Source organism: Syntrophorhabdaceae bacterium (assembly GCA_028713955.1).
Taxonomy (GTDB): domain Bacteria; phylum Desulfobacterota; class Syntrophorhabdia; order Syntrophorhabdales; family Syntrophorhabdaceae; genus UBA5609.
In genome coordinates, this window is record JAQTNJ010000109.1 from 1 (window position 1) to 10,128 (window position 10,128).

The 10,128-nt window shown below is 52.3% G+C and carries 7 protein-coding genes; 6 read left to right on the plus strand and 1 reads right to left on the minus strand.

The genetic code is table 11. The features are described from left to right. Positions 1–151 precede the first annotated feature (151 nt). Positions 152–4,396 carry a hypothetical protein gene (locus PHU49_10095; GenBank protein MDD5244357.1) on the minus strand — a complete coding sequence of 1,415 codons (4,245 nt, stop codon included), beginning with the start codon at positions 4,394–4,396 and terminating at the stop codon, positions 152–154. 470 nt (positions 4,397–4,866) lie between these two features. Here PHU49_10095 and pyrR point away from each other — a divergent pair, with 470 nt between their 5' ends. From pyrR to PHU49_10125, 6 genes are all read left to right on the plus strand, one after another. Beyond that, positions 4,867–5,397, plus strand: a complete 531-nt coding sequence (gene pyrR / locus PHU49_10100; protein MDD5244358.1) for a bifunctional pyr operon transcriptional regulator/uracil phosphoribosyltransferase PyrR — start codon at positions 4,867–4,869, stop codon at positions 5,395–5,397. After that, positions 5,398–6,321 (plus strand): aspartate carbamoyltransferase catalytic subunit, encoded by a 924-nt coding sequence (locus PHU49_10105; protein ID MDD5244359.1) that lies wholly within the window; start codon positions 5,398–5,400, stop codon positions 6,319–6,321. Beyond that, entirely contained in the window at positions 6,318–7,610 is a 1,293-nt protein-coding gene (locus PHU49_10110; protein ID MDD5244360.1) for a dihydroorotase, read from the plus strand. The genes PHU49_10105 and PHU49_10110 overlap by 4 nt, the downstream gene beginning before the upstream one ends. A 452-nt stretch (positions 7,611–8,062) precedes the next feature. Beyond that, a complete protein-coding gene (gene motA / locus PHU49_10115) occupies positions 8,063–8,920 on the plus strand; it encodes a flagellar motor stator protein MotA (GenBank protein MDD5244361.1) in 858 nt (285 codons plus the stop codon). Then, positions 8,920–9,726, plus strand: a complete 807-nt coding sequence (locus PHU49_10120) for a flagellar motor protein MotB (GenBank protein ID MDD5244362.1) — start codon at positions 8,920–8,922, stop codon at positions 9,724–9,726. Before motA ends, PHU49_10120 begins: the two co-directional genes overlap by 1 nt. Further along, on the plus strand, positions 9,723–10,128 hold a 406-nt coding region (locus PHU49_10125; GenBank protein ID MDD5244363.1), incomplete at its 3' end, for a response regulator. The genes PHU49_10120 and PHU49_10125, both read left to right, overlap by 4 nt.

Sequence of the window (10,128 nt, forward strand, 5' to 3'; positions counted from 1 at the left end):
CCACCACTTTGCATGGCCGTCAGAGGCGAAAGCTAAGAGAAGAAAAAAGAGCAGCAATATCCTGCCGGACAATTTCATCAAAACCTCCTCACCTTTTCTGGAGTATATATTCTATTAGTACAGCACGAGGTAAAATGTAAACAAATATTTATCATTTGACCGACAGGAGCTTCCCTCCGAGAGTTTTAGAGATCTTCGGCTGACCCGATTGATCTATCGTGACCTCTTCGTTGATGCTCGATTTTTCTTCGTGCTTGAGGTTTTTCTTATAGATCTTGCTCGTAATGGTAACATCATAATTCACCTTGTATTTCGTCTCATTCACTTTATTTACCTGCAGGTTCTGGATATTGAATCTTACCTCATCGAACATGGTAAATATCTTTTGCAGATTCCTCTGGAGGTCGGAAACGCTCCCCCCATCACTGGACCCCCACTGACTGCTCAGACACCGCGTAACTCCCGAGGTGCTCTTCGATTCGTAGGCCTGCTTGAGCTGGCTATAGAGCTCTCTCACTTTTGGGGTCAGGTCCACTGCCTTCGGCGGGCTGCTTTTACTCTGTACGGAGGCCGTGGGGCCTATGCCCGACTGCTGCGGCATGGAGCCGGTCGCGCCTGTTTTGGGCGGCTGCATAGAGCCTGCCTGTGATGGCATGGAACCCATCATGCCCGGTTTCGGCGGCTGCATTGGAGCCGCTTGTGAAGGCATGGAAGGGGCGGCAGCGGCCTTCGGCTGCTGGGCAGAAGGTGGCTGCGGGGATGCTCCCTGCTGAGGAGAAGACTGGGGAGGCGCCGCGACTGCAGGCGCCGTCTTGCCTGCGGCCGGGAGCGAAGCAACCTGCATTGCCCCCTGTGGAGGCACTGCCGGAGGTGTGGGCTGTCCTGCAGTAGAACCTGAAGGAGGCGTCTGAGGCTTACCGGAGGCTCCGCTTGGTGGAGAAGCCGCCTGAGAAGCACCGGAAGGTGACGCTGCCGGAGGTGTGCCTTGCGGTTGTCCGGCCGGCTGCGCGGGAGCTTGCGTCATACCCGCAGGTGGCGTTGCGGGCGGGGTCTGTCCACCGGGTGTCTGCGGCTGCGTTCCCTTTCCCTGACCTGCTGACGGCACCATCGGGCCAGCACCTGTCGGAGGAGTTGCAGCGCCCGGCCCTCCCTGTGCGGTCATGGGACCTGCACCCGTCGGAGGCGTCCCGGCGCCTGTCCCTGTGGGGGCAACTCCGGTACCTTTTCCCGCCTGCTGTCCTGGTTGGCCCGGAGGGCCGGCCTGGCCGGGCCCAGACGGCATGGTCGTGCACTTGCCGTTCGTATACACCCCGCCCTTGGCCAGGCACTCGTTCTGAAGCTTCATCTCCGCCTCGGCCTTGGCATAATCTATAGCCCGCTGTTTCGCTTCCTGGGCTGTATATGCGTTGTAGCGCTTCACGTGCTCGTCGACCGCCTTTACCAGATCAGTGGATGCCGTCTTGATCGCGGCACTCTTATGGCCCGCCGCCAGCTTTTTTGCCGTATCAAGCGTTACCGATACCGACTGTTCGTCGGCATTGGTCTTCATCTCTATGTCCATCGCAAAGGCGGTGCCGTTTCGGAGCGCGGCGCCCAGTTTCTCGTCGAACGTGCGGTTCCTGATGCCTTCTTTGTATGTGTAGCTTCCGTAGGAGCTTGTCGGGATCGCCCTCACATCGGCCGCCATCTTTGCGATCCTCGACGCATAGACAACGTTGCCGCCCACGATGGCGTAATCGGGCGTGTCTATGTAGTAATTCCTCATCTCCGCTGCCTTCTTCTCCAGCATTGCCTTAAGCCCCGTATCTCCGTTGGGGTCCCACTTGGCGATGCCGGTACGTTCGATATCCTTCAGCAGCGTATCCGCGGCGGCGGTCGCCTTCGCCTTGTCAAAGAGGTTCAGGTCTGATGGGGAAGGCGCCAGAAATATACGCCTGTTGGAGCCGGAGCTGCCCTCGGTAGCCATCGCTACGGACACCATGGCGGCATTGACCGAGCCGCCGAACTTATATAAAGGAGTTGAATACATCTGGATCGCCTCCCTCCAGTATTGCACCTTTTTAAGCAGGCTATCGAGATAGAGCAGGTCGTCCTGTATGCTGGCAAGCTGCTTCTGGTTTTCCGTGATGAGCTTGTTGTTCATCTCAGTCTCGACCTCCAGCGCCAGCTTCTCCACGTCCTTCATGTCAGTAACCCTTTTTTCAATGCCCGTGATCGCCTGTGCCCTGGGATCAGACCGCAGGTTCAGGGCGTATATCTTCTCTTTTGCCTCCGCGATCTCCTGCGTGTACCGGTCCTTTTCGATGAGGTATTTTTTGAGATTGCCTATATATTCCATGGCACGCTTTTGGCTCTCGTTCAACTGATAGGAATTGCCGCTCTCGTTGGATATCCTTCTCTTTATGCCCTCGATATAATCAGCAATTGCCTGCCCGTTTTCTCCCCACTTGGGAAACTTCATCTTCGGCAGGCCCAGGTACCCATCCGATTTCTGGCTCCTGAGGCTGTTGAGGTACTGCTTCGTGTCCGCAGCCGTAACCTGGTAGTTCTTTGCCTGGGTCACGGGATAAAAGGTCGGGACGCTTTGATCGACCGCCGCCAGCCTTTCGAGGGCGGTTTTTTTCAGTTTCTCCATATCTGCATCTTGCGCACGCTTTTCCTCTTTAAGTCTGCCGATCGCCTTCACGAGGGCATTATATTGCTGTCCTGCGCTGTCCATGTAAAGCTGTCGTTTTTGGTTGTAGTTCCCTTTTGCTTTTATAAGATCGTCTATTTGTTTTTGTTTTTGAGCACCTTGCTCACTTTTACTAGCCCAGTAACCACGTACACAGGCTTCATAGGCCTGCAAGGCGCCTGCCCGCGCCTGATCACTGGTCTTCGTTGCAAGCGTCTGTTTGTATGCCTCCCATGCGCCGGTGCAGGTATCCCCCGTTCTGGACGTTTGACTTAATGACTCAAGCTGAGATTTGTATTGCGGGTGTTCATCACCGGGCGGGTTATCCCTGGCAAATTGTTCCTGAAAGGCCTGCCACTTCCTGGCGGCATCCTGTGTTAAGTCTTGCGCCCGTATCTCTGCTTCCTGAAGGGTCTTTGCCTGACGAATCTGCAGATCCACTTCATCGATACTGATGAGATTTACCGGGGTGCTTTTAAATGCTAACGTTGAAGGATATTGGGTCGTTGTTGCAGCAAATTCAGTCTGAAGGGTCCTCGGTATATCCTTCAGCGCTTTTGCCACATCGTTCCATGACTGCTTGAGCGCTGCCTTCGTTGCCAGCTTTTTTTGACCGATCGGACCTTTATCGGGAAGTATCCTCACGTAGACCCTCACGAAATACCCGATCCTGTCCCGGATATTATACAGGTCGTCCCACCGTTTATTTTTTTTCGCGGTGGCAATGGCCTGCGGAACCTGCTTCGCGTATGCATCGATCTCGGGGAGCCTCTTTACCGCCTCGTCAACGCTTACAGTGTAATTCACGAACTCGGGGGTCAATTTCTTCGAGGCCTTCTCGATCTCAAAGAATGCCTTACGCATGATCACTTCGCTCTCGGCTGCCCTGGCGTAATCGTTCAGCCGCTTCAGGAGGCCGGCGATCCAGGTCTCTATCTCCTGTCTGTTTTTCACAACCTCGGCCTGCCCGGCCGTGTCATAGCCTCTCCCTCCGTCGACAGCGATGGCGCTGAGTTTATCCCAGGCAGATGGCTCCGGGAAGTCCTTCCCGAGCTCTTCCGATACATATGCCTTGAGCCGTTGACGCCAGCTTGTATCGAACACCACCTTCCGGAAAACGTATTCCACCGACTGTTTGGTGACCGGGATCGGGTCGCTTTTGTCCCCGAGCTGCCTGCCCGTCTTCGGCTTCAGCGTGGGGTCGCTTTCAATGGCGCCGTAGAGCGATTCTATGTCGCGGGCGATCCTCGTTGACTCCACCTGCGCGTAGGATTCCTTTGTGATGGAATAGGCCGTCAATGCCAGTTGAAAGGTAGCCGTAGAGAGCCCGAGGTATTTCAGGTAGGCCTGTCCGGACGATTCCCATCCGGCGACCTCGGCCATGATGGCCAGAACCGATTCCTCACCGGCGCCGTACATGTCGCCGGAGGCCGCTTTCCTCGTCGCGCTGCCTACGGTGGCAGCGAACCCGGCGATCTTATTGATCTTGTCGATGTACGGCTCAAGGCGCTGGCCTTCCTTCAGGTTGTCAAAGGCGATCCCGTAGCCTGTACTGTAAAGAGAGGCCGCAGAACCGTACATCGATTCATACACCTCGCCTTCATCGGCGCCGCTTATCCCGGGCACAGCCAGCACACAGAGGACGAGAAAGAACATCCAGAATTTCGTGGCGCACCCCATTATCAACCGATATCTGTTTAATCTAAGAGACTGTTTTTTCATAAACGTCACCACCTCTGGCAGAAAGAATCGCCTTCCGCCTATATTTGACAATACCTGCTGTAATAAATCCTGAAAATCCCCGAAACGAGGAAATACCTGAAATCACTGAACTTTTATCATACACAAGAATCTTTAACAAACGAGGCAGCCTCAACAATATGTGCATTTTTATGGGTTACTGATAAATGTTTTCATATGTTTAACACAGAGCATATTTTTTGGCAAATAAAAATACCTGTACATAATTCTAAATTGATTTTTTTTTGTAAACCCATTATAGTAGTATCAAGTGTGCGACCTTATATCTCAAAAGAAACCTGCACTGAATGTAAGGAATGCATTGATATATGTCCCTATGATGTATTTACCTATGAGAACGGAACAGTCAGCATATCACGGCCTGAGGATTGTATAGAGTGTACATCATGCGTGGACAACTGCCCTGAACGGGCCATCTACATGGACGATTGATGAAAAACAAGGTGCTCCTCGATAAAAAAGCGGTTGAACGGACCGTGACCAGGATGACCCACGAGATCCTCGAAAAGAACCACGGCTGCGAGGAACTGAGTCTTATCGGCATCAGGACAAGAGGCATCTATCTGGCAAACCGGCTCCAGAAAAAGATCAAGAGTATTGAAGGGATAAAACTTCCTGTCGGCGTCCTCGATATCACGATGTACCGGGACGATATCAATATGCTCAAAACACCTGTTATTAAAAAAACCGATATACCCTTCGACGTGAACGATGGCACCATCATCCTTATTGACGACGTGATGCATACGGGAAGAACAACGAGGGCTGCTATCGATGCCATCATGGACCTCGGCAGGCCAAAGAAGATCCAGCTTGCCGTCCTCGTCGACAGGGGTGAACGGGAACTCCCTATACACCCGGATTATGCAGGCATCCACTACACGGCAAACCCCGAGGAAGAGGTGCTCGTAAGGCTCCACGAGGTCGATGGAAAAGATGAAGTCGTTATTGTGAGATCGTAGATGAACTGGGACAAAAAAGATCTTCTCGGGATCAAAGAACTTTCAAAGGAGGAGATCTTACTTATCCTCGACACCGCGGAGTCCTTCAAAGACATATCAAAAAGAGAGATCAAGAAGGTACCGACCCTTCGGGGCAAGACCGTCATTACCCTCTTTTACGAACCGAGCACCAGGACAAGGACGTCATTTGAGATCGCGGCAAAACGGCTGAGCGCTGATACGATCAACATCTCCTCCAGCACAAGCAGCTCCGTAAAAGGCGAGACGCTCAAAGATACCGCGCGGAACCTTGAATCGATGAGGCCCGACGCGATAGTTATCAGGCACAGCATGCCCGGGGCGCCTCATATGCTTGCGAAGATCATCGATTCTTCCGTGATCAACGGCGGTGACGGCGCCCATGAACATCCCACACAGGCGCTTCTTGACCTCTTCACTATCCGTGAAAAGAAAGGCCATATAGACGGCCTGAAGGTCGTTATCATCGGCGATATTGCCCACAGCAGGGTCGCACGGTCGAACTTCTTTGCACTTCGCCACTTCGATGCCGAGATCCTCTGCTCAGGCCCCCCGACAATGATCCCCCCTGACATAGAGAGCCTCGGGGTAAGGACGGAATACGACATGAACAGGGCGGTGAAGGGCGCCGACGTTATCATGATGCTCCGCATCCAGAAGGAGCGCGGCGGGATCTCTTTCGTTCCCTCCGTAAAGGAGTATGCAACGTTCTATGGATTGCGGAAAGAACACATTGAGAAGGCAAAAAAGGATGTCATCATCATGCACCCTGGCCCGATGAACAGGGGCATAGAGATCGCCGACGAGGTCGCCGATGGTCCTTATTCAGTCATCCTCGACCAGGTTGAGAACGGACTGGCAGTGAGGATGGCGATCCTCTACCTCCTCATAGGGAGGGAAACATGAAGACCCTCATCAAGGGAGGGAGGCTTGTTGATCCCGGCCGGGAGATCGACGCAAAACTCGATATCCTCCTCAGCGGAAATATCGTTGAAAAGATAGATAAAAATATCCCCGAAAAGGGCGCCGGCGTAAGGGTCATTGATGCCACGGGCCACATCATCGCGCCGGGGCTTATCGACGTCCATACCCACCTGCGGGAACCCGGTTACGAATACAAAGAAACCATCAGGACAGGGACGATGGCAGCGGCTAAGGGAGGATTTACCTCTGTGGTCTGTATGGCAAACACCGATCCCGTGAACGATAACAAGAGTGTAACAGAATATATCGTAAAGATGGCAAAGCTGGAAGGCATGTGCCGTGTATTTCCCTGCGGCGCTATCTCGAAGGGTCTGAAAGGCGAAGAGCTTTCAGACATCGGCGAGATGTACGAGGCGGGAATTGTCGCCCTTTCCGATGACGGGAAGTCCGTGAAGAACGCAGGGCTTTTGAGAAGGGCATTCGAATACGCGCTGCTTTTTAAGATCCCGGTCATATCCCATTGCGAGGACGATAACCTTTCCGGTGGTTTTGTTCACGAAGGCCTTGCGTCCGTGAAGAGCGGCCTTGACGCGATCCCTCCAATCGCAGAAGAGGTCATTGTACACCGTGATATCGCTGTAGCACGGTACGTCAACGCCCCGGTGCATCTTACCCACATCTCGGCGCAGGGAAGCCTCGAGGCCATCGCAGCGGCAAAAAGGCAGTACAAGAAGGTCACCTGTGATACCTGTCCGCATTATTTCAGCCTCACCGATGAGGCAACGCTCGGCTTTGACACCAATACAAAGGTCAACCCGCCGCTTCGTTCCCCGAAGGACGTCGATGCCGTCAAAGAGGCGCTGCGGAATAATACTATCGATATCATCGCCACAGATCACGCACCCCATGAGTTCACCTCAAAAGATGTGGAATTCAACCTCGCGACCTTCGGGATCTCAGGTCTGGAGACGGCCTTTGCCCTGTCTCTTGCCCTTGTCCATGAGGGGGTCCTGACCCTGAAGGAGCTTCTCGGGAAATTTACCGTCAACCCTGCAAGGTTTCTTAATATACCCTACGGTACGCTGGCACAGGGCAGCGCTGCCGACCTTATCATCTTCAACCCCGATGCTGAATGGACCGTCGATACGGAACAGTTCCTTTCAAAAGGCAAAAACACGCCCTTTGGCGGGTGGAAACTGAAAGGAAAGAACCTCCTTACCATCATGGACGGCAAGATCGTCTACAGAGATCCCCTGTTCAAAAAGGCATAAATACAGCTGTCAGCGATCAGCATACAGCACACAGCGATCAGCAACAAATCCGTGGGCGTAAAGGGAGAACTACTGTGAGGCGTTTTACCTTTTTGTCATCGCGAGGAGCAAAGCGACGTGGCGATCCCATTAAGGTATAGATATAGACTATTCGTGAGATTGCCACGCTACGCTCGCAATGACAGAAGGAAGGGAACTGTGAATAGGTGTTGTTGTCCCACTCACGCCTAACGCCTCACGTTTTCTGCTGTTAGCTGATCGTTGTGTGCTGATCGCTGTTCGCCACAAATTCTCCCTTAACTCTTTCCCCCCTCTGTCCGATAACCTACTTAAGCGGTGGAGGTGTTTCATTATATTAATCGCAGGTAACCAATGCGTATCATGAAAACCAGCAGGAAATCAAAGGAAACGGGGCACTTTACAGCCACTTACTTAAGGTACTGGACAGCCACATGTTTGTGATAATCGGTTCTATTATCGTTCTGGGGGCAGTGATAGGGGGATTCATAATGGAAGGCGGGCCCATGCCTGTCCTGATCCAGCCGGTTGAACTCCTCATTATCGGAGGCGCTGCACTCGGCGCCCTCATCATTTCAACCCCGAAAACCCTCCTTGTCAAGATCGTCAAGGCTATCCTCGGTACTTTAAAGGGCGGTAAGGTCAATAAGCGGATATATCTCGACCTTTTAAAGCTCATGTATGAGATCTTCCAGGTCACCAGGAAAGACGGGCTCATCGCCCTCGAATCACATATCGAACACCCGGACAAAAGCAAAATATTTGCCAATTATCCTGATATCCTGAAGGAACATCACCTCCTCTCTTTCATGACCGATACCTTCCGGCTCATCGTCCTCGGCGGTATCGCACCCCATGACATAGAGACCCTCATGGATATGGATATCGAGACCCATTACCACGAAGGGACAAAACCGGGGATGATCCTGCAGAAGATCGGGGACTCAATGCCTGGACTCGGTATCGTTGCCGCTGTCCTCGGGATTGTAATTACCATGCAGGCCATTAACGGCCCCCCGGAAGAGATCGGTCATAAAGTAGCTGTGGCCCTTGTGGGAACCTTTCTGGGGATATTCTTGTCCTATGGGTTTATCCAGCCTCTTGCCACAAACCTTGACCTTGCCGCAGAAGAAAACTCAAAGGTCTATGAAGCGATCAAGGCAGGGGTCATCTCGCTGGCAAAAGGATTTAACCCTATCGTATCCGTTGAATTTGCAAGACGATCTATCCCCAGTGATTTCCGGCCAACATTCCAGGAAATGGAAACCTTCGTAAAAGGTGTTAAAAAATAATGGACGATCACAATACCCCGGTACGAATCATTATAAAGAAGAAAAAAGGACACAGCGGCCACCACGGAGGAGCGTGGAAGGTGGCCTATGCCGATTTCGTGACAGCCATGATGGCTCTCTTCATCGTTTTATGGATCGTGGGTCAGAGCAGTAATGTAAAGAACGCCATTGCGGGCTACTTTAAGGATCCAGGGGCTTTCAGCCAGGGGAAAGGGTCAAACGGCATCCTTGACGGCGCTCAAAGCGCTGCCCCTGTACCTTCTACAAATCTCGTCAATGAAATAGAGAAATTAAAAGCAGAAGGAAAAAAGATCAAGGAAGCCATAGCCGCAACTCCTGAATTTAATAAATTTAAAGACAAGATACAGATAGAGGTAACGAAAGACGGGCTCCGTATCGAACTGGTGGAGAATTCAACAGGCCTCTTCTTTGACATCGGAAGCGCCCGGATAAAGCCGGAAACTATCCAGCTCCTGAAGCTTGTCGCAAAAGATGTTGGCCGCCTGCCGAATAGCATCATCATCGAGGGATATACCGATGCACGACCTTATGTGACGCCAAATTACTCGAACTGGGAGCTGAGCACAGACAGGGCAAATATGGCACGCAAGATCCTTGAAGAGAACGGAGTTAAGAAAGATCAGGTCGTCGGGATAAAGGGTTTTGCCGACAGAAACCTCAAAATCCCGGGCAAACCCCTCGATTTTGCCAACCGGCGTGTCAGTATCCTCGTGGAAGTCCGGAAACAGGCAACGCCTGATCCCAACCAGAAGGCTCAGGCTCCCCTGGAACCAGGAAAAAAATGACAGGACATAAAGAGATCAAGATCCTGCTGGTCGATGATGATCCGGTATTCCGCAATGCTATCGGGAAATACCTGTCTAAATATCCCACCTTCGATGTATATGAGGCCTCAGACGGCGAGGAAGGTCTGCGGCGGGCTCTCGAAGTAAAACCCGACCTTATTATCAGTGATTACTACATGCCGAAAACAGATGGTATTGAGTTCTGCCGAAAGGTAAAGGGCAACCCGGAACTTTCTTCGGCGATATTTATTTTGCTCACGATCGAGAAAGAGGTTTTCCACAAGATCAAAGGGCTTGAGCAGGGTGCGGACGACTATATAGAAAAATCAACATCGGCTGCCGTATTGATGAGCAAGATCAAGGCATTCCTCCGGATAAAACAACTCCAGAACGAACTGCAGG

Excerpts from the sequence above, each read along its gene's own strand:
- motA (MDD5244361.1), top strand. The coding sequence starts at position 8,063 with ATGTTTGTGATAATCGGTTCTATTATCGTTCTGGGGGCAGTGATAGGG.
- PHU49_10110 (MDD5244360.1), top strand. The coding sequence starts at position 6,318 with ATGAAGACCCTCATCAAGGGAGGGAGGCTTGTTGATCCCGGCCGGGAG.
- PHU49_10105 (MDD5244359.1), top strand. The coding sequence starts at position 5,398 with ATGAACTGGGACAAAAAAGATCTTCTCGGGATCAAAGAACTTTCAAAG.
- PHU49_10095 (MDD5244357.1), bottom strand. The coding sequence starts at position 4,396 with ATGAAAAAACAGTCTCTTAGATTAAACAGATATCGGTTGATAATGGGG.
- PHU49_10120 (MDD5244362.1), top strand. The coding sequence starts at position 8,920 with ATGGACGATCACAATACCCCGGTACGAATCATTATAAAGAAGAAAAAA.
- pyrR (MDD5244358.1), top strand. The coding sequence starts at position 4,867 with ATGAAAAACAAGGTGCTCCTCGATAAAAAAGCGGTTGAACGGACCGTG.